Source organism: Dasania marina DSM 21967 (assembly GCF_000373485.1).
GTDB classification, from domain to species: Bacteria; Pseudomonadota; Gammaproteobacteria; order Pseudomonadales; family Dasaniaceae; genus Dasania; species Dasania marina.
In genome coordinates this window covers 649,803-675,314 of sequence record NZ_KB891576.1, presented here as the reverse complement: position 1 = coordinate 675,314, position 25,512 = coordinate 649,803, and the positions used below count along the sequence as shown (strand labels likewise).

Annotated in this window: 22 protein-coding genes; 19 read left to right on the top strand and 3 right to left on the bottom strand. The window is 47.9% G+C overall.

Annotated elements, in window-relative coordinates; all coding sequences use genetic code 11:
- Window positions 1–382 precede the first annotated feature (382 nt).
- The 3 genes from B067_RS0107590 to tnpA all read left to right on the top strand — a co-directional run bounded on the left by B067_RS0107590 (window position 383) and on the right by tnpA (window position 4,187).
- The gene (locus B067_RS0107590) at window positions 383–2,989 is read left to right on the top strand and encodes a COG1470 family protein (RefSeq protein ID WP_019529479.1); all 2,607 of its coding nucleotides are present in this window, start codon (window positions 383–385) and stop codon (window positions 2,987–2,989) included.
- A gap of 112 nt (window positions 2,990–3,101) precedes the next feature.
- Window positions 3,102–3,929 (top strand): hypothetical protein, encoded by an 828-nt coding sequence (locus B067_RS0107585; protein ID WP_156820777.1) that lies wholly within the window; start codon window positions 3,102–3,104, stop codon window positions 3,927–3,929.
- Between the two features lie 81 nt (window positions 3,930–4,010).
- Window positions 4,011–4,187, top strand: a complete 177-nt coding sequence (gene tnpA / locus B067_RS21790; RefSeq protein ID WP_019529477.1) for an IS66 family insertion sequence element accessory protein TnpA — start codon at window positions 4,011–4,013, stop codon at window positions 4,185–4,187.
- Window positions 4,188–4,421: 234 nt separating this feature from the next.
- On the opposite strand, the gene B067_RS0107575 is transcribed toward tnpA, so the two are convergent.
- On the bottom strand, window positions 4,422–5,645 hold the full coding sequence (locus tag B067_RS0107575) for a threonine/serine exporter family protein (RefSeq protein ID WP_019529476.1): 1,224 nt from the start codon (window positions 5,643–5,645) through the stop codon (window positions 4,422–4,424).
- Between the two features lie 227 nt (window positions 5,646–5,872).
- On the opposite strand from B067_RS0107575, the gene B067_RS0107570 reads away from it, so the two are divergent.
- Both B067_RS0107570 and B067_RS0107565 read left to right on the top strand, forming a co-directional pair.
- Complete coding sequence (locus B067_RS0107570; RefSeq protein ID WP_051083830.1) at window positions 5,873–6,712, top strand: M23 family metallopeptidase; 840 nt, start codon at window positions 5,873–5,875, stop codon at window positions 6,710–6,712.
- 9 nt (window positions 6,713–6,721) lie between these two features.
- Complete coding sequence (locus B067_RS0107565; RefSeq protein ID WP_019529474.1) at window positions 6,722–6,907, top strand: Trm112 family protein; 186 nt, start codon at window positions 6,722–6,724, stop codon at window positions 6,905–6,907.
- A 157-nt stretch (window positions 6,908–7,064) separates the two neighbouring features.
- Here B067_RS0107565 and paaK read toward each other — a convergent pair whose 3' ends face one another.
- Complete coding sequence (gene paaK, locus B067_RS0107555) at window positions 7,065–8,378, bottom strand: phenylacetate--CoA ligase PaaK (RefSeq protein WP_019529472.1); 1,314 nt, start codon at window positions 8,376–8,378, stop codon at window positions 7,065–7,067.
- Between the two features lie 397 nt (window positions 8,379–8,775).
- Here paaK and paaZ point away from each other — a divergent pair, with 397 nt between their 5' ends.
- Window positions 8,776–10,821: a phenylacetic acid degradation bifunctional protein PaaZ gene (paaZ, locus tag B067_RS0107545; RefSeq protein WP_019529470.1), complete on the top strand. Its 2,046-nt coding sequence runs from the start codon at window positions 8,776–8,778 to the stop codon at window positions 10,819–10,821.
- Between the two features lie 164 nt (window positions 10,822–10,985).
- Entirely contained in the window at window positions 10,986–11,300 is a 315-nt protein-coding gene (locus B067_RS19895) for an EthD family reductase (RefSeq protein ID WP_019529469.1), read from the top strand.
- 40 nt (window positions 11,301–11,340) lie between these two features.
- Here B067_RS19895 and B067_RS0107535 read toward each other — a convergent pair whose 3' ends face one another.
- The gene (locus B067_RS0107535) at window positions 11,341–11,937 is read right to left on the bottom strand and encodes a DapH/DapD/GlmU-related protein (RefSeq protein WP_019529468.1); all 597 of its coding nucleotides are present in this window, start codon (window positions 11,935–11,937) and stop codon (window positions 11,341–11,343) included.
- Window positions 11,938–12,216: 279 nt separating this feature from the next.
- Here B067_RS0107535 and paaF point away from each other — a divergent pair, with 279 nt between their 5' ends.
- The 12 genes from paaF (at window position 12,217) to alaS (ending at window position 25,338) form a co-directional block, all read left to right on the top strand.
- The gene (gene paaF, locus B067_RS0107530) at window positions 12,217–12,999 is read left to right on the top strand and encodes a 2,3-dehydroadipyl-CoA hydratase PaaF (RefSeq protein ID WP_019529467.1); all 783 of its coding nucleotides are present in this window, start codon (window positions 12,217–12,219) and stop codon (window positions 12,997–12,999) included.
- A gap of 3 nt (window positions 13,000–13,002) precedes the next feature.
- Window positions 13,003–13,794: a 2-(1,2-epoxy-1,2-dihydrophenyl)acetyl-CoA isomerase PaaG gene (gene paaG / locus B067_RS0107525; RefSeq protein WP_019529466.1), complete on the top strand. Its 792-nt coding sequence runs from the start codon at window positions 13,003–13,005 to the stop codon at window positions 13,792–13,794.
- A gap of 54 nt (window positions 13,795–13,848) precedes the next feature.
- Entirely contained in the window at window positions 13,849–15,405 is a 1,557-nt protein-coding gene (gene paaH, locus B067_RS0107520; protein WP_019529465.1) for a 3-hydroxyacyl-CoA dehydrogenase PaaH, read from the top strand.
- A 44-nt stretch (window positions 15,406–15,449) separates the two neighbouring features.
- Window positions 15,450–15,899: a hydroxyphenylacetyl-CoA thioesterase PaaI gene (gene paaI / locus B067_RS0107515; protein WP_019529464.1), complete on the top strand. Its 450-nt coding sequence runs from the start codon at window positions 15,450–15,452 to the stop codon at window positions 15,897–15,899.
- A gap of 75 nt (window positions 15,900–15,974) precedes the next feature.
- The gene (pcaF, locus tag B067_RS0107510) at window positions 15,975–17,195 is read left to right on the top strand and encodes a 3-oxoadipyl-CoA thiolase (RefSeq protein ID WP_019529463.1); all 1,221 of its coding nucleotides are present in this window, start codon (window positions 15,975–15,977) and stop codon (window positions 17,193–17,195) included.
- A 380-nt stretch (window positions 17,196–17,575) separates the two neighbouring features.
- Window positions 17,576–18,544 carry a 1,2-phenylacetyl-CoA epoxidase subunit PaaA gene (gene paaA / locus B067_RS0107505; protein WP_026244506.1) on the top strand — a complete coding sequence of 323 codons (969 nt, stop codon included), beginning with the start codon at window positions 17,576–17,578 and terminating at the stop codon, window positions 18,542–18,544.
- A 33-nt stretch (window positions 18,545–18,577) separates the two neighbouring features.
- Window positions 18,578–18,865: a 1,2-phenylacetyl-CoA epoxidase subunit PaaB gene (paaB, locus tag B067_RS0107500; RefSeq protein WP_019529461.1), complete on the top strand. Its 288-nt coding sequence runs from the start codon at window positions 18,578–18,580 to the stop codon at window positions 18,863–18,865.
- 13 nt (window positions 18,866–18,878) lie between these two features.
- Window positions 18,879–19,661, top strand: coding sequence for a 1,2-phenylacetyl-CoA epoxidase subunit PaaC (gene paaC / locus B067_RS0107495; RefSeq protein WP_019529460.1), 783 nt, complete (start codon window positions 18,879–18,881; stop codon window positions 19,659–19,661).
- 4 nt (window positions 19,662–19,665) lie between these two features.
- Window positions 19,666–20,205, top strand: a complete 540-nt coding sequence (gene paaD / locus B067_RS0107490; RefSeq protein WP_026244504.1) for a 1,2-phenylacetyl-CoA epoxidase subunit PaaD — start codon at window positions 19,666–19,668, stop codon at window positions 20,203–20,205.
- Between the two features lie 41 nt (window positions 20,206–20,246).
- Complete coding sequence (gene paaE / locus B067_RS0107485; protein ID WP_019529458.1) at window positions 20,247–21,368, top strand: 1,2-phenylacetyl-CoA epoxidase subunit PaaE; 1,122 nt, start codon at window positions 20,247–20,249, stop codon at window positions 21,366–21,368.
- 148 nt (window positions 21,369–21,516) lie between these two features.
- Window positions 21,517–22,434, top strand: coding sequence for a phenylacetic acid degradation operon negative regulatory protein PaaX (gene paaX, locus B067_RS0107480; RefSeq protein ID WP_019529457.1), 918 nt, complete (start codon window positions 21,517–21,519; stop codon window positions 22,432–22,434).
- 279 nt (window positions 22,435–22,713) lie between these two features.
- Window positions 22,714–25,338 carry an alanine--tRNA ligase gene (gene alaS, locus B067_RS0107475; protein WP_019529456.1) on the top strand — a complete coding sequence of 875 codons (2,625 nt, stop codon included), beginning with the start codon at window positions 22,714–22,716 and terminating at the stop codon, window positions 25,336–25,338.
- Window positions 25,339–25,512: the final 174 nt, after the last annotated feature.

Genomic DNA, 25,512 nt, shown 5'->3' with positions numbered 1-25,512 from the left:
CTATTCAATCACTCTGCCAGCCATTCATTTAGATCAATCTAAAATCTAGCCACCAGCCGACCCAGCTATAAATTGTGACGCATGTCACAATATACCCATTTCAAATTGTACAACTCTATAAACAGGCATAACATTCTCGACGGAAAAAAGGGAATAACGATTTATCTCATGGAGAGAGCAACCAAAATAGCTTGTAAATTTGATGCATGCTACCCCTAAGCTTAATACCGCTAACATCTTAAGCTTTCTCCAAAGAAACGCCCATTTCAATTAATTAGTTTTGATTTTTCAAATAATCAATTTGGTTATATTTTATTGCTATAACCACAAATTATTCTGGTTAGTTTAAAAAATATATTAATAAGCACACTGGAGGTGCAATATGATGGATTATATTAAAAAATATCATTCCGGGTTCATTTTTATAGTTTTCATCACTTTTTCCCTTAAGTTATCAGCATTTGGTACAAATGAAGATGGCCACATCGGAATCACCCAAACTACTTTAGAGGGTATATCGAGAAATAAAGATGGTGAGCTATTAGAGTTTAGTGAGAGAGCCATCGAGCAAGTTATTGAGGCTAATTTAGACGTCGACTGGCATCAGTTAACTCCCCAGCTACACGTGGACAATGAAAGCCTGGGGCAAGCAACATCGCGTATAGTCGGGCTAAAAAAATCCATAATCAATTCTCTAATAGGGTCAAGTGCTGACGGTGAGCAAGCACGTCAGCAATTAGGGCAAGCTTTACACACAATACAAGACTATTTCTCGCACACAAATTCAGTTGAGAGTGGCAGCGGCATACCCAACTTTGGAGAAGAAACCGTTTCTTCTGTTGGGGCCAGCCAAGCGACTTGCACAGGGTCTATCATCAGCCCTGGAACCACACTAATACCCGGAACAGGCCCCACAAGTGGTTACTTTAACATCCCGGGCATCTGCACAAACATACCTGCAGGTAAGTGCCGGCATGGCCTAGCTATAGTTTGCCCCGACGGCCTTAATAAAGACTCACCAGGACGAGCCGGTTACCCGATTGCTTTCAACAATGCCACTCTAGCAACTCAAAACTTTGTCAATTCAATATTAGATGACTCTGCAATTGCAAGTGATATAAATGCCATTAAGACCTTAATGGATATTAAAGGGACACTTGGTGTCATCATAGACGATACCGGCAGTATGGGTGGAATTATTGCTTCAGTGAAAAGTCAGGTGTCTGCAATTGTTAGCGCCACTGCTGGTACTGAAGATGAGCCAGGGCAATACCTTGTTCAATCTTTTAATGATCCTGCGGTGGGGTCTCCACAGGTATATTCTGAATCAGCACCCTTCTTGGGCGCTGTCAATTCGCTATCCGCGAATGGTGGTGGAGACTGCCCTGAACTGGCTTGGACTGGAGCCTTAAGGGCTGTGGATAAAGCTCTTACTACAAGCAAGTTATTTCTTTTTACTGATGCTGCACCCAAGGATGGATCGCTTGCATCTAACGTAGCAGCCCTAGCTAATAGTAAAAATACAGAAATCTACCCCCTTTTGTTTGGATCGTGCTCTCCCTATCATCAGAGCTATTTTGATGTTGCGAATAAAACAGGTGGCCAAGTATTTATCCTCAACGGCTCAGAAGCAGCTAATATTTTTAATTTGATTGCCCCTTTGGCAAAGAAAAATGTTTACCCTGTATTTTCGCTGCGCACAGCCCTAGCTGGAGGACCAACTTCATACTCAGTTCCAATAGATGAAACGATATCTGAAATTACTTTTTCAATGTCGATAGAAAATAAAAACATCATTAAGTTAAAGTCACCGTCTGGTAATATAGTAACTGGCTCTGATGCCGATGTATCTGAGACACAACTGACATCTGGAGCTGTATATACCGTCGTAAATCCTGCTTCCGGTTCTTGGTCTATCGAGGTTACTGGCTCCGGCGACTTAACAATAGCTGTTAAATCTAAAACAGATCTATTTTTAGACTCACTAGAGTTTGTTGAGTTAAAAGGAAGGATTGGGCATGAAGGTTTATTTCCTGTAGATGGCACACCTATTGCCGGTAACACAGGTACTATTCTTGCCAACATGATTGGTGATTATTCCTCTAGCCAATTTTCGTTTCGTCGCCCTGATGGCAGTCTCATAGCCAATATTGACACCCATCAGAATAATCCAAATACAAGTGCCGATAAATTCGTGGGGGACGTAACCATCCCAACCGAGACATTTTTGATTTATGCTACAGGTAAAACCATGGGTGGAAATCAATTTTCACGATTAATTTCTGGTGAGTCGAGCGCAACGTATGTAGAAGTGAAGGCCCCACAAGGGCTCGAAATCCTAAAAATTGGCGATAGTGTCACCCTTACATTTCAAGTCACTAATCACGGCAGTTCAGAGGACTCATTCACGCTGGTTGCAGCTACGGAGGCAGGTGTAATATTATCAGAAATAATTACGCTTGAAGGCGGATCCTCTACAACAGTTCAAGTTCCTGTTTCGGCAAGTGAGACTACATTACCCTATTCAACCATTGATGTTAGTTTAACGGCACAATCTAAAACCGATGCTAACATTCAAAATAATGCAACTGTTTCTTTATTGACAGGGCCTAGCAATTCACCCCCTCTCTGTACTGACTTAAATGTGGACAAAGCAATTTTATGGCCACCAAATAAAAAGTACCAGAAGGTCACGATATCTGGTGCTATTGATCCAGATGGGGATGAAATATCCTATGATATTACTAGCATCACTCAGGATGAAGCGCCTGGTAATAATTCGCCGGATGCAATCATGGTTGAATCGAACTCCGCAAATTTACGCTCTGAGCGCTTAGGCAATGGTGATGGCAAAGTTTACCGTATTACCGCACAAGCATCCGATAGTAAAGGTGGCCAGTGTTCATCCACAGTATCTGTATCTGTTCCGCATAATCAAGGAGGCGCAGCTGTAGATAGCGGGGGTAATTTTAATAGCCTTGCTCAATAATTGTGAGTACCATTACTGAATAGGCCCATTTAGTAATGGTACTTTTTTGCGATAATAAGATATGAAAGCTCATTCCAACTCATTACTTTGCATTTTCATAAGCATACTTTTTTTGCTTGCACTTCCCTTACTGATAAAAGAAGGGGTTGGGTACCGAAACCTTCATCAATTATTAATATTATGGACGGGATTCCCTCTTGTTATATTATTGTTTCTCTTCTTTTCTAAGCTGTCAATTAAAGAAATCGTCAAAATCCTCTCCCCTCCATTATTTATATTTTCAATATTAATTTTATGGCTATTCTTTGGTATAGCCAGGTCGATCTATTTTAAATCAGGCCTTGAAGTATCAACCAATAAAGCAAAATTTGTGTATTTACCAAAAACAGATGTTCCCATAGGTATAGAACTGGACATTGAATACAGCGCACCCTTTGTTCTAGATGGCGAGGTGTGGAGTGCCTTAATTAGTCTTGAAGAACCCAGTCAACAATTACTTGTCGATTATTTGTCTGCCTGCACCAACAAGCCCTGCTTGCGCGAAAAAAACAACGCTTACGGCAATACCATTAAACAACTTGATAGGCAGGGGAACTTTAATTTCACAGTCTACCCGTCTTCAATTGTAGAGCTTGACTTTAAGAATAATTATATTTGCATCGTGCCAGACAACACTAAAGAGTTATTAATATCAAAATTCAATCTTATAGTGCCTTTTATCCCCAGCAATGGCATACCTATAAACATTGTGGATATGCAAGAAGATAAAAAACTCATTGAGTTTAACAGATCACTAACTGCTGAATCTTTATCAGGTATATTTAATGCTGCAACTGTTAATAATCTACTTGCCTCTGGCTACATATTACAAAACAATCGTGACTATACACCCCGAGAGGCATCATGCTTCCAAGGTTTGAAACAAAATCTTTTAAAATAAAGTAAGCGCCGCACCAACCACACCCTGCCAGTAACTACACGTAATCGATAAACTACTGTTCCAATAATTTAGGTGCAGACTATGAAATGCGATAAGCAGCAGTGGATAGTACTCATCAATGAACAGCAGCAAAGCGGCCTGAGCATTACCGCGTTTTGTCGTGACAAGGCGATTAATCGCAAGTATTTTTATTATTACCGTAGCCAGTATTTAAAACGTACTAATCCCTCTGCGTTTATTCAAGCTAAACCTCCCTAGGGAAAAATAACGAAAGATAAATCGATTCATTTGACACTCTGCCATGGTGATAGCTAAAGGGGTCGTAACGATTATTTTTCATACAGCTAAGTTGTTTCCGTCTCAAATTCTCGACTAAATCCGTTTTTTACTTTTGCTGAACGTTCGCTTCACGCACGAAGCCAACTGTACGACTTGAGTTGGTTTCATTATCCATATTTATCTTAGATTAAGTTTGAGCTATAGCTACGATGCTTAAAGGCTACGCTTAGGCGGCGTAATCACGTTGGCAAAAATTATCCCCGCCACTAGTGACATAAAAACCAAAAAAGCCTGTTGCCCTAATTGATCGCCGGCAAATTGCTCTTGCCCAGAAATAGCGCGGTTTAGCAAAATGAAAATCTTAGAGCCCGGCACTAGCACCACCAGCCCTGGCAGTGAGGGGATGAGTGCCGGTGACTTCATCATGCGGGCATAAAGGTTGCTAAAAATACCCACCGCAAAAGCGCCGATAAACGCACCTAGGGCGATGCCAAACACAGCACCACCCCACAGGCTGGCGCCATAGGCTATGCAGCCCGAGGCTAGCATCCAAGGTATGTCTTTGCTGCGCGCTTTTAAAATAATGGTGAGGGTAATGCTTAGGGTGGCCACGGCTAGCCAGTTACTCCAGCTAGTGTTAAACGTCACCGCTTGAAACTGTAGCGGCCCTAAAAAGGCTGAGGCCAAAGCGATGCCCAGCCATGAGCCAAAATAGAGTTTAAACATTTGCATCAGTGCATCCATCACCCTAGCGCTGCCGGAAACCAAGTGCCTGGCGGATAGCTCGGCCAAACCTTGCAATAACGATAAGCCGGGAATCAATACGATAATGCTAGCCAAAATTACCAGCGGCACATTGATAGCGGGGTCTATGCGGTTGAGGCAGCAAATTAAAAAAGCTGCGGTTACCGCACATAGTGGCTCTAACATATAGGCGACCCGCTCATAGCGTTGGGCTAGGCTAACCAAGGCAAACACCACCGTGCCTATTAAGGCCGAAGAGTAAATGTCGTGCCAGCTGCCGTGGCTGAGTAGGGCAAAGGCCGCGCTGCCAGCAGCAAAGGCTAGTAGGGTAACCAGTGGCGAATAGCGGCTGGGCTTCTGGGCAATTTCGTCTAATTGTTGATCGGCTTCTGCCAGTGACAGGCTGTCGTTTTCCAGTTTATCTACCACGGCATCGGTGCGGGACAAGGCGCCTAGGTCTAACTCACCGGGTTTGACGCGCACGATGTGGTTGTCATCGTGGTGCTCATCGGGGTGTTGAAATAAAAAAGTAATAGAGGTGGGGGCCACCATAAAGCCCGCGTTAATACCTAATAATTTGGCGGTGTTGTCTAAGTGGGTTTCTAGCCTATCGGTGGGGGTGCCGTATTTATGTAAGTTTTTACCCAGTTTAATGATAAAACGGCGCTTCTCTTTATAGGTGGCGTTGTGCACGGCGGCTCTCCGGCGTCTAGGCGGTTTATAGGTATAGTGAGCTTTATCTTAGTGTGCAGCCTAAGCGCTGTCACTGGCTTCGAAGCTATTAATGCAATGACTAATTAAATAACAGGCTTTACGCTTGCTCTCATGTTTTCGCCTGTGTTGAAATGAGTGCTAGTGCGAGCGGCTTTAACCGCTATTTTTTGTGTGTATCTATGTATCTATGTATCTAGGGGTCAGCTTTGTATAAGGTTTTTTTATTACTATGGATGTTTTCGCCATGGCTATGTGCCGATGAGCTGGCGATAGCGGGCATAACGCTGAAAGGGCCGTTCACGCAAGGCGGTTTGGTAATAGGCCATGGCCAGCCCGGCACAGAGATTAGCCTCGATGGCCAAAAAGTCAGTGTTAGTGAGCAGGGCCTGTTTAGCTTGGGTTTTGATAGAGATGCCCCGGCCACTATGCCGTTGTCGCTAAACCTGCCTGATGGCAGCCAATTTGATCATAAGTTGAGCATTGCTAGACGTGAATATCAGATGCAGCGCATAGAGGGCATAGCCAAAAAAATCATGAGCCCCTCGCCGCAGGCCTTAAAGCGTATTCGTGCAGATAGTTTGCAGGTGCGGCAAGCGCGGGCGGAAATCCAAAAACGTGAGGATTTTGCCGGGCCGTTTGTTTGGCCGCTAACCGGGCCTATTACGGGTGTGTTTGGCAGCCAGCGTGTTTATAATGGAGAGCCTAAACGGCCGCACTACGGGGTGGATGTAGCAGCACCCACCGGTACACCGCTGAGCACGCCAGCCCCCGGCGTTGTTACTCTGGCACATGACGATATGTTTTATTCTGGCGGCACCTTGATTATTGACCACGGTTACGGGGTTTCTTCCACGCTTATGCATTTAAGCAAAGTGTTGGTAAACGTGGGTGATGAGGTAAAGCCCGGTGATATCGTCGCCGAAGTCGGGGCTACCGGCCGCGCCACTGGCCCGCATTTAGATTGGCGCATGAATTGGTATCAATCTCGTATAGACCCGCAGTTGTTAGTCGCGCCCATGGCTGCTAACCCACAGCCATTACATTGAGAGTAAGAAATGATCGATAAAAAATTATTAAGCATCTTAGTTTGCCCTGTTAGCAAGGCGCCGGTGGAATACGATAAAGATAAAAATGAATTGATTTGCTGTGCCAGCGGTTTGGCCTACCCCGTTCGCGACGGCATACCGGTAATGTTAGAGAGCGAAGCCCGCGAGCTTAGCGTTGACGAAAAGCTAAAATAGCCCATCGGCATTTTTCTGTGAGAATAAGTTCTTGGGTTTAGCACATGCTTTAATATCGGGGCGATAGCCTAGAGCCCTAGCGCTTTGTGAGCGTTGATGTAATTCGCTTTTATTGGAATATAAAAATGGCCGCATGTTAATGCGGCCATTTTTTTGCTTAGCGTTTGTCGATAACCCGCTTAGCTTTGCCCTCAGAGCGAGGCAGAGTTTCTGGCAAAAATATTTTAACCTTGGTTGAAATTCCGACCATCGTTTTTATTCGGCCTTGCAGTTTTTTGGCAATCACTGCGCTTGCTTGCTCATCGAGTGGCTCGCAGGATTCCACATCGACTTGTAGTGTGTCTAAATTACCTACACGGCTAAGTTCTAATAGATAGTGAGGGGAGAGCGTAGCTAGGGCGAGTATCTGTTCTTCGATTTGGCTGGGGAACACATTGACGCCGCGAATAATCAACATATCGTCGCTGCGGCCGGTAATTTTATCCATGCGGCGCATGGGGCGGGCAGTGCCAGGTAATAACCGCGTTAGGTCGCGGGTGCGGTAGCGGATGATGGGTAGTGCCTCTTTGGTGAGGCTGGTAAATACTAGCTCGCCTTCTTCGCCGTCGGGTAGCACTTCGCCGGTTTCTGGGTCTATGATTTCCGGGTAAAAATGATCTTCCCAAATGGTGGGGCCGTCTTTGGTCTCTAAACACTCCATAGCCACACCGGGGCCCATCACCTCAGAGAGGCCGTAAATATCTAAGGCATCTATACCTAGGCGCTGCTCTAGATTTTTACGCATGGCGTCGGTCCAAGGCTCTGCGCCGAAAATACCCACGCGTAAATTCAGTTGATGTGGGTCTATACCCTGCCGCTCCATTTCGTCGGCTAGGTTTAACATATAAGAAGGGGTAACCATAATAATGTTGGGGTTAAAGTCTTTGATAAGCTGTACTTGTTTTTCAGTCTGCCCGCCTGACATAGGTATTACGGTGCAGCCTAAGCGCTCAGCGCCATAGTGTGCTCCTAGGCCACCGGTAAACAGCCCATAGCCATAGGCGACGTGGAGCATGTCTTTGCGGCTACCACCGGCTGCACGTATAGAGCGCGCGACTACGTCGGCCCAAGTATCAATATCATTTTGGGTGTAACCGACTACAGTAGGTTTACCGGTGGTGCCGCTGGAGGCGTGTATTCTGACTACCTCATCCATGGGGCTGGCAAACATGCCAAAAGGGTAGTTATCGCGTAGATCGCTTTTGGTGGTAAAGGGAAACTTAGCGAGGTCGTTAAGCTCCTTGAGATCAGAGGGGAGTATACCCGCCTCGTCAAACTGTGCTTTATAGAAAGGCGAGTTGTTATAAGCATGCTCTAGGGTTTTGCGCATGCGTTGTAGTTGCAAGCTGCGCAATTCATCTATGCTGGCTTTTTCTATGGGCTCTAACTGGCTGTAATCTTTATTGTTGTTGCTGGCTTCGGTATGGCTCATAAGTTGCCTCTTTATAGTTAACTATATGCTAGTGCGCAGTATAGGCAATGAGGGAGCGGTGTCGCTGCTCACTTTTGCTATTACCGATACGGCACGGGCAGTGATTTTTATCTGTGCGGATACTATTATGATTCATGTCTAGTAGTATTTTATACCTATAGTGAATCTATATTTTTATTCAGCATTCAGATTACTGGTGTTGTTTTTTTGATGAATTGTCACTAACTAACTGATATTTAAAGAATAAATTACATTGATTGAGTGTTTGTTTGTGTTAACGGATATCAGTGCGCAAAAATATAACACAAGAAATGGCTTTTAAGTAATAATTTTGTGTCATATACTTTTGCGCATTATACAGAGATGCAAGCGTGTCGTTGAGCGAGGTTATTCCCGAATGAAATTACAGAGTTATATATCCGGCCAGTGGGTTGAAGGTCAGAGCCAGGGCGTTGAGGTTTTTAATGCGATCAATGGTGAGGCAGTGGCTGAGGTCTCTAGCTCAGGCATAGATTTTAAAGCTGCCTTGGAATATGGCCGCAGCCAAGGGGGTGTTGCCCTGCGTGCGATGACCTTCCATGAGCGTGCCAACAGGCTCAAAGCCTTGGCCCAGCACTTAATGGCAAAGAAGGAAGACTTTTATCGAGTGTCGGCCTGGACCGGTGCTACCCGCACCGATAGCTGGGTGGACATAGAGGGGGGCATAGGCACAGTTTTCACCTATGCCAGCCTAGCGAGACGTGAATTTGCCAATGAAACTTTTTTAGTTGAAGGCCCGGCCGAGCGCTTATCAAAAAATGGCAGCTTCATAGGGCGGCATATACTGGTACCCAAAGAAGGGGTGTCGGTGCATATCAACGCCTTTAACTTTCCCTGCTGGGGCATGCTAGAGAAAATCGCCCCCAGCTTGATTGCCGGTGTACCGGTTATTGTAAAGCCGGCTACGGTGTCCAGTTATTTAACCCAAGTGATGGTAAAAGAAATCGTCGATTCTGGCATCTTACCCGACGGCGCTATTCAGTTAATTTGTGGCAACACCGGCGATTTACTGGATCATCTTAATGAGCAAGACGTCGTTACGTTTACCGGTTCTGCGACCACCGGACAAATGTTAAAAACACACCCCAACATTGTTGCCAACTCCATCCCCTTTACTATGGAGTCGGACTCATTAAATTGCAGCATACTCGGTGTTAATGTAGAGCCCGGCACACCAGAGTTTGATTTATATATTAAAGCTGTTGCGGCCGAAATGACGATAAAGGCCGGGCAAAAATGTACCGCTATACGCCGCGCGATTATTCCGCAAAACCGGGTTGAGGCTGTATCAGAAGCTTTACAGGCGCGATTACAGAAAACCACCTTAGGTGATCCCGCTGTTGAAGGTGTACGTATGGGGCCGTTAGTGGGCCGCTCACAAATGAAGGATGTGTGGGAAAAAGTTGAGCAATTAAAACAGTCTTGCGAATTAATCTACGGTGGCACTCAGGATTTTGCGGTAGTGGGTGCCGATAAAGAAAAAGGGGCCTTCTTTCCGGCAACCCTATTGTATTGCGATAAGCCTTTAACGGCGGAATCAGCTCATGCGGTAGAAGCTTTTGGCCCAGTATCAACGCTTATGCCCTACGATAGCATTGAAGATGCGATTACCTTGGCTAAGTTAGGGCGCGGTAGTTTAGTGGCCTCTATAGCCACTAAGGATGATGCCGAGGCCGCTAAGTTGGTGTTAGGCACGGCGGCCTATCACGGCCGTATTTTGGTGCTCAATCAGGATTGCGCCAAAGAGTCTACCGGCCATGGTTCACCCTTACCGCAGTTAGTGCACGGCGGCCCCGGCCGCGCCGGTGGTGGTGAAGAGTTGGGCGGCTCTAGGGCGGTAAAACACTATATGCAGCGCACCGCCATACAGGGTAGCCCCACGACATTAACCGCGATTACTAAAGAATTTAATCCTGGCTCCGAGCAGATCACCAGCAATGTACACCCTTTCCGCCATTACTTTGAAGAGCTACAGATTGGTGAGACCTTAATTACCCATAGACGCACGCTGACGGAAGCGGATGTGGTTAATTTTGGTTGTGTGTCCGGCGATCACTTTTATGCGCACTTTGATGAAGTGGCCGCTAAAGACTCATTCTTTGGTAAGCGTGTGGCGCATGGCTATTTAGTTATTTCGGCGGCGGCAGGTATGTTTGTAGACCCAGCGCCCGGCCCGGTTATCGCTAACTACGGCCTAGAAAACCTACGGTTTATAGAGCCGGTAGCGATAGGTGACACCATACAGGCGCGGTTAACCTGTAAGCAAAAAATTAAAAAAGACCGGCGCCCCGACGAAGACAGGGCAACCGGTGTGGTTGAGTGGGATATAGAGGTTCGCAATCAACGTGATGAACCTGTGGCGGTGTATAGCATTATGACACTGGTAGAACGCCGCGAAGAGTAATTTTATCGTATGTATCCCCATACGATTTTTCCGCGAGCTTGCTCGCGGTTTTTTATTGTTTAGCCTGTGTTTTTTAATAAATACTGTTTGATTAATATTGTTTAATAAATGTTTTTTGATAAGTATCGTTCGATGAAATTTTATATAAGAGTAAGAGGCTTAGTATGTATTGCTTAACGGTTAGTTACCCCAAGTCAGAGCAGGCACGGTTTGATTTTGACTATTATCAAAATTCGCACCTAGCCTTGGTAAAAGAAAAATTTGGCCCTTTAGGCCTACAGGATGTTCTTTTAAAGAAAAATATAGGTGTTAAGCCTGGCGATGATAGTCAGTATTTTGCTAGCGTCGATTTAGTGTTTGATAGTCAGGAAGGTATGAAGGCGGCACTAGCCGCTGCGGGTAAAGCTATAAATGCTGATATCGTTAATTACACTGATGTGCAGGCGCAATACAGCTTTGGCGATTTTTCACGTTTTTAGGCTGCATCGCTGCTAGATAGCACCGCGGTTTTTCGTTTTGTTATTTGCTTTTATGCAGCGGCTGTACAGATTCGATGTTAATACGAGGCCTATCCGGCTCAACTTTGCTTAGCGGCTGCACTTTTTTCATGCTTTGTTGGCTGCGCAGGCTGAGTTGTTGGTACTCCAGGGTGCCTTGTGTTTTCCAGGCTATTTCCTTATCGCTAACTTGGCGCAGGATTTTTGCCGGGCTGCCTATCAGCATGCTGCGTGGCGGGCATTGAAACTGTGCCTTAACCAGCGAGCCGGCGGCGACTATAGATTCTTCGCCTATCTCGGCGTTATCCATAACCACTGCGTTCATGCCCACTAAGCTGTTGCGGCCTATGCGGCAGCCGTGTAACACCGCGCCGTGACCTATATGGCCATTCTGTTCGACGATGGTGTCAGTGCCGGGGAACCCATGCATCACGCAGGTGTCTTGCAAATTGGCACCCGCCTCTAAAATCAATCGCCCGAAGTCGCCGCGCAGCACGGCATTGGGGCCTACGTAGCAGTGCGGCCCCACAATCACGTCGCCTATTAGCACTGCGGTGGGGTGTACGTAGGCGCTGGGGTCTACGACTGGGGTGATGTCGTCAATACTGTATACCTGCATATCGTTCTCTTTTTCACTTTGTTGCTATGGGCATGAGTTAGTTATTTAGCTAAAGCCTAGCTGAGAGGCTATAAGGTAGTGAAAGCTGTTGTTCTAGTGTTGTTCTGGTGTTGCTCCGGTGTTGTTTCAGTATAGGCCTAGACTAGGGTATATTTTATGATACGTAAAATATATATATTTGTTAATATGCGTATCTTGTTGTGTTAGTCTGATGATCTGAGTTTTACCCATTAGCAGGCTGAACTGTAGCGGCAACCATAAACTATTGAAGTGAAATTTATGACTCAATCTTATGAAACGATTATTTTAGAGCCGCCCGTTGCGGCTGTGCAGCTTATCCGCCTCAACCGGCCACAGGCTCATAATGCGCTGACTTCATTATTGTTAACGGAGTTGGCGACGGCCTTAGAGGCTATCGCTAGCAATGATGATATTGCCGCCGTGGTGCTTACCGGTGGCGATAAGGTGTTCGCCGCCGGTGCTGATTTAAAAGAGATGGCCGCGCTGGATATGGTGGGGGTGCTCAATGATACTCGCCCGGCTATTTGGCGCCGTATTTATCAATTCCCCAAACCCTTAATTGCGGCAGTTAATGGCTATGCCTTAGGTGGCGGTTGCGAACTGGCCATGCATGCCGACATTATTATTGCCGGCGATAACGCGCAGTTCGGCCAGCCCGAGATTAACCTAGGCATGATACCCGGTGCGGGCGGCACCCAACGTTTGATTCGTGCGGTGGGTAAATCCTTGGCGATGAAGATGGTGTTGTCTGGCGAGTTTATCTCTGCCCTTGAGGCGAAGCAGTCGGGTTTAGTGGCTGAGGTTACCGTGCCTGAAATGACCATAGAGCGCGCGATGAAACTGGCGCAAACCATTGCCCAAAAGCCAGCCTTGGCGGTTAGGCAAGCAAAAGACGTTTTACTTAAAGCCTTTGAGATCGATCTGGAAGCGGGCCTGCAATATGAGCGCAAAGCGTTCACGATATTAGCAGGCAGTGATGATCGCAATGAAGGTATTAATGCTTTTCTTGAAAAGCGCAAACCTAAATACACAGGACGCTAGAGCATGATTTTTAATACCATTGAATTCAATATTGATGCTGGAGTGGCGCTGCTAACGCTTAACCGCCCCGAAAAATTTAATAGCTTTAATACCGAGATGCATCAAGAACTGCGCACAGTATTAAAAGAAGTGCGCAGTAATGATGACATACGCTGCTTATTAATTACCGGTAAGGGCCGTGCCTTTTGTGCCGGCCAAGACTTAGGCGACCGCAGTGTTACCGTGGGTGATGAAGCACCTGATTTGGGCGAGTCGGTAGAAAAAAATTATAACCCGCTAATACGCGCTATTACGGCCTTAGAGTTGCCGGTGATCTGTGCGGTGAATGGCGTAGCTGCCGGTGCCGGTTCCAGCTTTGCGTTGGCTGCCGATATCGTTTTGGCGGCGCGTTCGGCCAGTTTTATTCAGTCTTTTTGTAAAATAGGCGTGATTCCTGATTCCGGTAGCACCTGGGCCTTGCCGCGATTAGTAGGCATGGCGAGAGCCAAGGGCTTGGCTTTATTGGGCGATAAGTTAGCGGCCGAACAGGCGGAAGCCTGGGGCCTTATTTGGCAATGTGTGGACGATGATAAATTAGCGGAAACCAGCCTAGCACTAGCTAAACAGTTGGCAACACAGCCCACTAAAGGTTTGTCGTTAATTAAGCGCGCGTTAAAAGCGTCTACTGCTAACTCACTCGATGAGCAACTAGAGTTAGAGAAAGAGTTGATGCGCATAGCCGGCCGTACAGAAGATTACCGTGAAGGCGTTGCTGCCTTTATGGAAAAGCGCCCAGCCGTTTTTAAAGGTAAATAAGCGTACTGTTGCAAGCGATACATAATCAGCATATTTTTTTAAGAGGTGAAGCTAATGGGCATACTGCCTATAGAGACAATTGTTGGCGTTATAGGTGCTGGCACCATGGGCGCAGGTATTGCGCAAGTGGCCGCCAAAGCCGGGCATCAGGTGTTGTTGTATGACGCTGCCGCCGGCGCGGCCAAGCAGGGCATAGCGCGCACCGCCGCTGGCTTGCAAAAGCTGGTGCAGCGCAACAAAATCTCTGCTGCTGAGTGCGAGGCTTTACTGAGTCGCTTAACCCCCTGCGATAACATTGCCGACTTAGCGCCCGCTACCTTGGTGGTGGAAGCCATAGTGGAAAAGCTTGAGATTAAGCAGCAGGTATTTTCGCAGTTAGAAAGCATTTGCAGCGCTAGCACTATTTTTGCCAGTAACACCTCCTCCATTTCAGTAACGTCTATAGCGGCGGCTTTGTCGCGGCCGCAAAACTTTTTGGGCATGCACTTTTTTAACCCCGCACCCATTATGAAATTGGTAGAGGTTATTAGCGGTGTGGCTACCGATCCCGCTGTAGCGCAGTGTATTTTTGATACTGCGGCCAGCTGGGGTAAAAAACCGGTACTGGCTAGATCGACTCCCGGCTTTATTGTTAATCGCGTGGCTAGGCCTTTTTATGCCGAGGCTTTACGGGTGTTAGAAGAGGGTGGCGCAGACGTTGCTACTATCGATGCCATCGTGCGCGAAAGCGGTGGCTTTCGCATGGGGCCTTTCGAGTTGATGGATTTAATCGGCCACGATGTTAATTACGCGGTAACCCATTCCGTGTTCGATGCTTATTTTCAAGATCCACGCTTTAAGCCTTCGCTGCTGCAGCAAGAATTAGTTAACGCCGGGTACTTGGGGCGCAAAAGCGGCCGTGGTTTTTATCACTATGGCGACACTGCCGAGCAGTCCACATCGAAACCCCAGCCGCAAACCGCTAGTGCACAGCCTGCTCCTACAGCCATACGTTATCGCGGTGATTTAGGCGTTGCCAAAACTCTATTGGCGCAAGCCGAAAAGGCGGGTGTCACGGTTGCTAGTGCTGGCCATTATCACTCGCCAGGTATAGAAATTGATGGCCTGCGATTGGCTTTAACGGATGGTCGCACGGCTACCCAGTGCAGCGCTGAGGATAATCACGCCGATGTCGTGCTATTTGATTTGGCTTTAGATTATGACAAGGCCCAACGCATAGCGCTGACTAAATCTGATCAATGTAGTGAGCAGGCTTTGAATAAAGCGGTGGGGTTTTTTCAGGCCTTAGGTAAATCAGTTTCTGTTATCGATGATGTGCCCGGCATGGTATTGATGCGTACCGTTTGCATGCTTGCCAATGAAGGCGCTGATGCAGTGAATCAACAAGTTTGCGACGCTGCCGCAGTGGACTTAGCCATGCGCAACGGGGTGAATTATCCCTGTGGGCCACTGGCTTGGGCAGACGCTATTGGTTTAGCTTGGGTGGTTGATAGCTTGGACAATATAGGCAGTATTTACGGTGAAGATCGCTATCGTGTTTCGCCCTTGTTGTGTCGAAAAGTGTATAGCGGTGGTCGTTTTTTTAGCGATGAGCTAGTTGATGACGAGTGAGTTCTAAGACCAGCTATAAAGTGAACTATAAAAGTGAGTAGCTTATGAGTACTAGCGATTTATCACCACAGGCGTTGGCCCAGGCCTGCGCCGACAGCATGTATAAAGTTGATAATGCCAGCCAATCTTTGGGTATGAAAATACTTAGTGTAGCGCCTGGTCGCGCGGAGCTAAGCATGACAGTACGCGACGATATGCTTAATGGACACGGCAGTTGCCACGGCGGTTTTATTTTTGCCTTAGCAGATTCTACTTTTGCCTTTGCCTGTAATAGTCGAAACATTAGCACGGTTGCGCAGGCTGTAAGCATAGACTATGTGCGCCCGGGTTTGGCTGGTGAGTTGTTAACCGCGGTAGCCACAGAGAAAAGCTTGGCAGGCCGTACCGGCTTGTATGACGTAACGGTGAGTAATGAACAGGGTGAGGATGTGGCGTATTTTCGCGGCAAGTCTTATCGCATTAGAGGCACGGTGCTGCCAGAACCGGAACAATAATAAACGTAATAGTAAACGTAATAGTAAACGTAATAGTTAAAGCAATAGTTAGAGCAACGGTTGGAGCAAGAAACAATGAGTAAAAATACCATTAAAGATGCGTTTATCTGTGATGCCATACGCACGCCTATAGGCCGCTATGGTGGCGCGCTATCATCGGTACGCGCCGATGATTTAGGTGCCGTGCCTCTTAAAGCCTTACAAGTACGTAACCCCGGCGTAGCCTGGGATGCTGTAGACGATATTATTTATGGCTGTGCCAATCAGGCCGGTGAAGATAATCGCAACGTAGCGAGAATGAGTGCCTTGTTGGCGGGCTTACCTGTAGAAGTGCCGGGTGCTACGATAAATAGGTTGTGTGGTAGTGGTATGGATGCGGTAGGTCTTGCGGCGCGTTCGATTAAGTCTGGCGAAACCGAATTGATGATAGCCGGTGGTGTTGAATCCATGTCGCGTGCGCCTATGGTTATGCCCAAGGCGGATGCCGCGTTTAGTCGCAAGGCCGAGCTTTTTGATACCACTATAGGCTGGCGCTTTGTGAATGCATTATTAAAAGCCCAGTACGGCGTAGATTCCATGCCCGAGACGGCTGAAAATGTGGCGGCAGAATTTTATATCTCCCGTGAAGACCAAGATACCTTTGCCTTAAGTAGTCAGCAGAAAGCGGCAGCAGCGCAGGCTAATGGGATTTTTGCGCAGGAAATTGTGCCGGTGATGATACCGCAACGTAAGGGTGAGCCACTACAGGTGGATACCGATGAGCATCCCCGTGCCGATACTACACTGGCGACCTTGAGTAAATTGCGCGCCCCTTTTCGTGAAAACGGCTCAGTGACGGCGGGTAATGCTTCAGGTGTTAATGACGGTGCCTGTGCTTTGTTGCTGGCCTCTGAACAAGCTGCCAGCCGTTATGGCCTAACGCCCAAGGCGCGAGTTGTGGCTATGGCCACAGCGGGGGTGGCGCCGCGTATTATGGGTATGGGGCCAGCGCCAGCGGCGCGCAAAGTGTTAGAAAAGGCTGGCCTGCGTTTAGCCGATATGGATGTGATAGAACTAAACGAAGCATTCGCCGCGCAAGGTTTGGCAGTGATGCGGGAGCTGGGCTTGCCGGATGATGCTGCGCAGGTAAACCCCAATGGCGGCGCTATAGCGCTGGGTCATCCCTTGGGTATGAGTGGCGCACGTTTGGTGACTACGGCTATGTACCAGTTGCATCGCATTCAGGGCCGTTATGCGCTATGCACCATGTGCATAGGTGTAGGGCAGGGCATAGCGATTATTATTGAGCGCGTGTAATGCGGCTTGGCTATTATTTTGTAGTGTAGCTTTTAACGTTTTTCTAATGTTACGGACTAAACCCGTCATTAAGCCGTGCCTTATATAGGTATGGCTTAATGGCCTGACTTTTTTAGCAGTAACTCTTCTATCTCGGCTGCTAATTTCATTAACAAGTCCGCAAATTATTTTTCTACGCTAAGGTTGGGGCGCTGCTGCTAGCTGAGGGAGTAATAAATTAATATTACGTGATACATTATTGTTGATTAAGATTGAAATTTGCGTATCATAAAGATATTGCAAATGCCGCAGTGCGGCAAGGCTGTTTGCCAAGCTCTGAGTTAATGGCGTTAGGCTTGAATAACACGGTGTTGAAATGCACACGATGAGAGTACTGAGACATGAAGACTAAAGACCAAAGCGAAGAGATGAGTGCACTGGAGCAGAAGTTTCAGGCTCGTGTAGATGCGGAGCAAAAAATCGAACCCAAAGATTGGATGCCTGAAGCCTACCGAAAAAATTTGATACGGCAGATCTCTCAGCACGCCCATTCCGAAGTGATAGGTATGCAGCCTGAAGGCAATTGGATAACCCGTGCCCCTTCACTGCGTCGCAAGGCGGTGTTATTAGCCAAGGTGCAGGATGAGGCCGGCCATGGTTTGTACTTGTACAGTGCAACGGAAACCTTGGGTATCTCGCGCGCCGAGTTAATCGCCGCGCTGCAAGATGGCTCGGCCAAGTACGCCTCTATTTTTAATTACCCTACCCAAACTTGGGGTGATGTCGGTGCCATAGGTTGGTTGGTTGATGGCGCAGCGATTTGTAATCAGGTGTCATTACAGCGCACCTCTTACGGCCCCTATGCTCGCGGCATGATACGCATTTGTAAGGAAGAAAGTTTCCATCAGCGTCAGGGTTACCAGATTATGATTTCCTTGGCCCACGGCACACCCGCGCAAAAGCAGATGGCGCAGGATTCGCTCAATCGCTTTTATTGGCCATCGCTAATGATGTTTGGCCCTCATGACTCTGACTCTGCGCATTCTGCCCGCTCTATGAAGTGGAAGATTAAGCGTGAAACCAATGATGATTTACGTCAGAAGTTTATTGATCAAACAGTTCCGCAGATTGAGTACTTAGGCTTACAGCATCCCGATAAAGACCTGAAGTGGAATGAGCAACGTGGCCACTACGACGGCGGTGAAATTGATTGGGAGGAGTTTCAGAGCGTTATTAATGGCAATGGCCACTGTAATCGTCAGCGCATACAGCACCATGTGCAAGCGCATGAAGAGGGCGCTTGGGTGCGCGATGCGCAAAACGCCTACGAACAAAAGATCAGAGCGCGTAAGGCGAGTAGTGCAGCCTAGGCCCTTACCCTGCCAGCATATTGGAGAAAGAGTATGTCATTAGAACATTTAGAATTATTTGAAGTTTTTGTGCGCCCTGCGCGTGGTTTAGACCACAAACATGCGGGCAGTTTACATGCCGCCGATCATGAGCAGGCATTGGAATATGCCCGCGATTGCTACACCCGCCGCAGCGAAGGTGTCAGCATTTGGGTGGTGAAGTCCTGTGATATTAGTGCTTCACAAGAGGATGATAGCGACAGCTTTTTTGATCCCTCCGATGATAAACCCTATCGCCACGCCACCTATTATCCGCTTCCTAAAGAAGTGGACAATATGTAATCGGGATAAAACCATGAGTACTAAAGACGTGATCAACAGTGACATAAAACAAGATATTATCAGCTATACCGTGCGCCTAGGCGATGACGCCTTAGTGCTGGGGCACAGAGTGTCCGAATGGGTAAGCAAGGGCCCTTTTTTAGAAGAGGATATCGCCCTAGGTAATGTGGCCTTGGATTATATAGGCCGCTCGCGCATGCTCTACAGTTATGCCGCTGAGTTGGCGGGCAATGATACAACAGAAGATGATTACGCCTATTTACGCGACGAGCGGCAGTTTCAAAACTTTTTAATTAACGAGCTGCCACGCGGTGATTTTGCTTACACCATTACTCGTCAGTTATTTGTTGATGTGTTTAATCATTATTACTTAACAGCTTTGTTAGCGTCTAAAGATCAAACCTTGGCGGCCATTGCTGCCAAGGGCATAAAAGAAACCCAGTATCATTTACGCCGCAGCAGGGAATGGACTTTGCGCCTAGGTGATGGCACCGCAGAAAGCCATGAACGTATGCAGCGCGCTATAGATGAGCTCTGGGGTTATACCCATGAGATTTTTGAGCATGATGCTTTAGAGCAGCGCTTAATCGATGCTGGTATCGCAGTGGATGCAGCTAGTTTTAAGGCGCAGTGGTTGGCGGATATTAAAGCCATTTTAGCGGCGGCGACGTTGGCCGTGCCCGATGCGGAGTGGGCGGTACGTGGCGGCCGTGAAGGTTATCACACCGAGTACCTCAGCCATCTGCTAATGGAAATGCAGTTTGTGTATCGTACCTACCCCAATGCTAAGTGGTAACGCTATGCAGCACATACCGCTAATGACCCACGAGCAGTATCAGCGGCAGCAGTTGCGACGCAACTCGCCCTATACCGAGCTTTGGGATTTGCTGGACCAAGTGAAAGATCCAGAAATCCCCGTGCTTTCGCTATGGGACTTGGGCGTGTTACGCGATGTCAGCCGCGAGGGTGAAACCGTACAGGTGACGATTACACCGACCTATTCGGGCTGCCCCGCCATGGATGTTATGCGCGAGGATATAGAGATTTTATTGCGCAGCCACGGCATAGAAAAGATAGCGATAAGCACCGTATTGGCCCCGGCTTGGACTACCGACTGGATGACCGATAAAGGGCGTGCGCAGTTGCGAGACTATGGCATTGCGCCCCCCGACGATGCCTTGGATCAGCAGGGGCGTGAGACGCCGGCAGCCAATGTACGCTGCCCGCATTGCGGCTCTACCCACACGCAAAGAATCAGTGAGTTTGCTTCTACCGCCTGCAAGGCATTGTTTCAGTGCAATGATTGCAGCGAGCCCTTTGATTATTTTAAAAATATTTAAGCCTATAGCTAGAATAAGTTAGCCAAAACACAGGTGGCACGATGTCAAATACAGAGTTAGATAAGAAGCCAGATACAAATTTTTATCCATTAACCCTTGCTAACGTACAGGCGGAAACCGATACCGCGGTGCGGATTAGTTTTGCTGTGCCAGATCAGCTGCAAGACACTTTTCGTTTTGTGCAGGGGCAATTTTTAACCCTAAGAGCGGTTATTGATGGCGTAGAAATGCGCCGCTCTTACTCTATATGCTCAGGGGTTAATGATGGCCACCTGCGGGTAGCCATTAAGCGGGTAAAGGATGGAGTTTTTTCTAATTACGCCAATGATAATTTTAAGGCTGGCGATAGCGTTGAGGTTATGCCGCCTCAGGGCAGTTTTGGCACGGCGCTGAATAAAAACCAGAAAAAGAACTATATGTGCCTAGCTGTAGGTAGCGGTATTACCCCCATGCTTTCTATTATCAAGTCTGTTTTGGCTATAGAGCCAGAGAGCCGGGTGACCTTAATTTATGGCAATCAACGTAGTAATACGGTGATGTTTAAAGAAGAGTTAAGCTTTGTTAAAAATTATTATTTAGAGCGATTTCAGTGGATTAATATCATGAGCCAAGAGGATCAAGGCTCCGATCTACTTAAAGGCAGAATAGATAATAAAAAAGGTTATCTGTTACAAAAGCACAAACTCATCGATATTCATAATACCGATGACGCGTTTATTTGTGGCCCTGAGTCTATGATGTCTGAAGTTTCCCACGGCTTTAGATTAGAAGGGTTAAAAGATACCCAGATACATTATGAATTGTTTGCCAGTTCCTCGGAAGATTCCGAAGCGCGCCTAGCAAAAGCGCATCAGCGGGTGCAGGACTACGGTGAAGAGAAAACCAGCAAGGTAACCGTGAAAGCCGATGGCCGTGCTATAGAGTTTAATTTGGCTGCGGTGGGCGAAAATATATTAGACGCCGGCATGGCGAACGGCATGGAGCTGCCTTATTCCTGCAAGGCGGGGGTTTGTTCTACCTGCAAGTGTAAATTGGTAGAGGGGCAGGTGGATATGGATATTGCTCATGGCTTAGAGCCTCATGAAATTGAAGCTGGTTATATATTGAGCTGTCAGGCTCATCCTATTTCTGATGTGGTGGTGGTTGATTTTGATCAGCGCTAAGCGCAGGGGCCAAAACCTACTGGGCTAGTTATCGCTATGCCGCCATCAGGATTATGCTGATGGCGGCTTTTTTATAATGTTTGCCCTCATTACGGCGGCCCAGTAGAATCCTGCCTATCAAAATAATGATACGGGAAGTACATTTAGCATGGCCAAATTGAAGTGTATTGAAAGCCTACTGGCGGAGTTTCAGCAGCAGCGACCTATGCGTGGCGGCTCCTTGATAGTCAGTATTTTTGGCGACTCTATTTCCCAGCATGGTGGCTCGGTATGGTTGGGCAGCTTAATAGAGGCTTTGCAGCCTTTTGGGCTAAACCAGCGATTGGTGCGCACGTCGGTTTACCGTCTTATTCAAGAAAACTGGTTGGTCTCCACCCAGATAGGCCGCCGCAGCTATTACAGTTTTACCGAATTTGGTTCGCGCCAGTATCAAAAAACCTCTCGCCGTATTTACTCTGCCAGCCGCCCGCAATGGGATGGGCAGTGGACCTTGGTGCTGCCGGCCTATGTGGAAGAGGAGCGCGATGAGCTGCGCAAAGAGTTGCGCTGGTTGGGTTACGGCACCTTAGCCTCTGGCCTATTGGCGCGCCCCGGTGCGGATAGGCGCTCGCTGGATGAAACCTTACAAGAGCTAGATGCGGTTGATAAGGTGGTGGTGATGAATGCCCACACCGAAGAGTTGGCCTCGCAAGGGGTGCTGAAGCAGCTTTCTAAGGCTTGCTGGAACTTGGATGAATTAGAGGCGCGTTACAATGGCTTTTTGGGTCGCTTTCGGCCGGTGCAGGCAGCAGTCACTAAGGCCAAGTCCTTGGATGCGGAGCAGTGCTTTCAGTTGCGCACCTTGCTGATACACGAATACAGGCGCATCTTACTCAAAGATAGCGACCTACCCGATGAGCTACTGCATGCCGATTGGGCGGGTAAGTCGGCATTAAACTTAACCGCGAATATCTACAGGGCCACCTATCAAGGGGCAGAAAACTACTTGCTGGGCCATATGGAAACCGCTGAAGGTAAGCTGCCAAAGGCTGATGCCGGCTTTTATCAGCGCTTCGGGGGCCTTTAGCGAGGCTCGCTTGTGCTGCTTAGGTGCTTGTTGATGTGTGGGGCTTAGCGTCGAAAGCCGCATGTAGCCATAGTGGTCAATTAATAGTGGCCAATGAATAGCAGCCAATTAATTTCTCTAAACCGCCGCTAAGCTATCGGTCTTTGCTGTGCTTTTATATATACTGCCAATTCATTACAACCCGCTATTTGGCGGGTTTTCGTTCTTTTTAGGGCTCACCAGCCAAACACGATATAGAGCGTGGCATAGAACACGACATAAATAGGTATATAGGTAGATATGAAAAGCTCAGCTATACGGGAAGCATTTTTAAGTTACTTTGAGAACAAGGGCCATGCCCGCGTAGCCAGCAGCTCCTTGGTGCCTGGTAACGATCCCACCCTGCTTTTCACCAATGCCGGCATGGTGCAGTTTAAAGATTTGTTTTTAGGGCAAGAGCAGCGCGCCTACACCCGCGCCACTAGCTCACAGCGCTGTGTACGCGCCGGTGGTAAGCACAATGACTTAGAAAACGTCGGTTATACCGCCCGTCACCACACCTTTTTTGAAATGCTAGGTAACTTCAGCTTTGGTGATTACTTTAAAAAAGAAGCGATTAGCTTTGCCTGGGAATTTTTAACCAGTGAGCAATACCTCAACCTGCCCACCGATAAATTACTGGTTACCGTGTATGCCGACGATGATGAGGCCTATAACATTTGGCTCAACGACATGGGTCTGCCCGCTGAAAAAATCATCCGCATAGGTGATAACAAGGGTGCTAAATATGCCTCGGATAATTTCTGGGCTATGGGCGATACTGGCCCCTGCGGCCCCTGCACCGAAATTTTTTACGATCACGGCGAACACATCTTTGGTGGCCCACCGGGCAGCCCCGATGAAGACGGCGATCGCTTTATAGAAATTTGGAACAATGTGTTTATGCAATACAACCGTTCTGAAGATGGCAGCATGCAACCCTTGCCTAAGCCCTCCGTGGATACCGGCATGGGCCTAGAGCGTATCGCGGCCATTATGCAGGGCGTGCACAGCAATTATGAAATAGACCTGTTTCAAAGCTTATTAAACGCGGCGGCCAAGATTATTGGTTTTAAAGACACCACTGAGTCGTCTTTGCGAGTGATTGCTGACCATATACGCTCATGCTCATTTTTGATTAGTGATGGCGTACTGCCCTCTAATGAAGGCCGCGGCTATGTGTTGCGCCGCATTATTCGCCGCGCTGTACGCCACGGTAATAAGCTGGGAGCGAAAGATAACTTCTTCCATAAATTGGTAGCGCCGTTAGCACAAGAGATGGGTGAGGCTTACCCAGAGCTGGTAAAATTACAGGCGCAAATCGAAAAAGTGTTATTAGCAGAAGAGGAACAGTTCGCTAAAACCTTGGATCAAGGCATACGCATTTTAGAGCAGGACTTAGCCAATTTATCGGGCAAGCAAATCCCCGGTGCAACCATTTTTAAACTCTACGACACCTACGGTTTCCCCGTAGACCTCACCGGCGATATCGCCCGCGAGCGTGGCTTGGAGTTAGATGTGGCCGGCTTTGAAGCCGCCATGGAAAACCAAAGGCAAATGGCTAGAGCCTCCAGTAATTTTAAAATGACTCTGGCCGAGGGTGTGGCTATAGATAGTGAGACGGCTTTCACGGGCTACCAATCCTTGGCAGGCGACTGCGTGGTGACCGCGCTATTAAAAGACGGCGAGCTAGTCACTAGCTTGGACCAAGGCGAGAGCGGTGCGGTGGTGTTAGCTAGTACGCCTTTTTACGGCGAGTCTGGCGGCCAAACCGGTGATAGCGGCCTATTAACTGCTAGCGGTGTGCGTTTTGAAGTGGCTGATACCAGCAAGAGTGGCGATAACCATTTACACCAAGGCGTGCTGACCCAAGGTGCTATTAAGGTAGGCGACAGCTTGGCGGCGACAGTAGATGCCGAGATACGCAATGCGACTGCACTCAACCACTCGGCCACCCACTTATTGCATGCCGCCTTAAGAGATGTGTTAGGCGATCACGTGCAGCAAAAAGGCTCTTTGGTAGATGCACAAAAACTGCGTTTCGACTTTTCACATTTTGAGGCGGTAACCGCCGAGCAGCTCAAAGCTATAGAGCAGCAAGTAAACACCCAAATACGGCTAAACAGCGCGGTAGAAACCACCGAAACCGATATGGCCCATGCCGAAAAACTGGGTGCCATGATGTTGTTTGGCGAGAAATACGGCGATAACGTGCGCGTGCTAAGCATGGGTGAGGGCTACTCGGTAGAGTTGTGCGGCGGTACTCATGTTAGCCGCACTGGTGATATAGGTTTGATGCGGGTAGTGTCTGAGTCGGGTGTTGCTGCCGGCGTGCGCCGCATAGAGGCGGTAACCGGTGCTAAGGCGCTGGCTTTATTTGATGATGCCGAGCGCTGTGTCGCCGAAGTAGCTGGGGCGGTTAAAGGCAATCGCGACAATGTGCTTGATAAGGTACAGCAGCTATTAGAAAAACAGCGCAAGCTAGAAAAAGAGCTGATCTCGCTCAAGGCCAAAGTGGCCTCGGCAGCGGGCAGCGACCTAGCTTCGCAGGCGCAGGATGTGAAGGGTATTAAGGTTATCGCCAGTCTGCTAGACGGTGCCGATATGACGGCCTTAGACAGTACCGTATCACAACTTACTGATAAGCTGGGTACCGCGGTGGTGTTATTGGCCAGTGTGGATGGTGATAGGATTAACCTAGCCTGTGGCGTAAGCAAAGACTTGCTCAAGCAATACCGCGCCGGTGACTTGATGAAGCACTTTGCGCCCTTAGTGGGTGGCAAGGGCGGCGGCAAGCCCGAAAAGGCTAAAGGGGCCGGCACCGATGTGGCGGCTTTGGCCGGGGCTTTACCGGCGGTAATTGCTTGGGTAGAAGCGGGGGCTTAGGCCTTTTTTAAGGGGTCAGCCAGATATTTTCAAGGGGTCAGAGTCACTTGTTTCGTGAAGCATGAAACAAGTGACTCTGACCCCTTGAAAATCGACCCCTTGAAAGAAAATCACCCCTTTGAAAAACATTGTTTTATTTATGCGCAGTTTAGTGTTTAATTGCGTCCCTTTTTT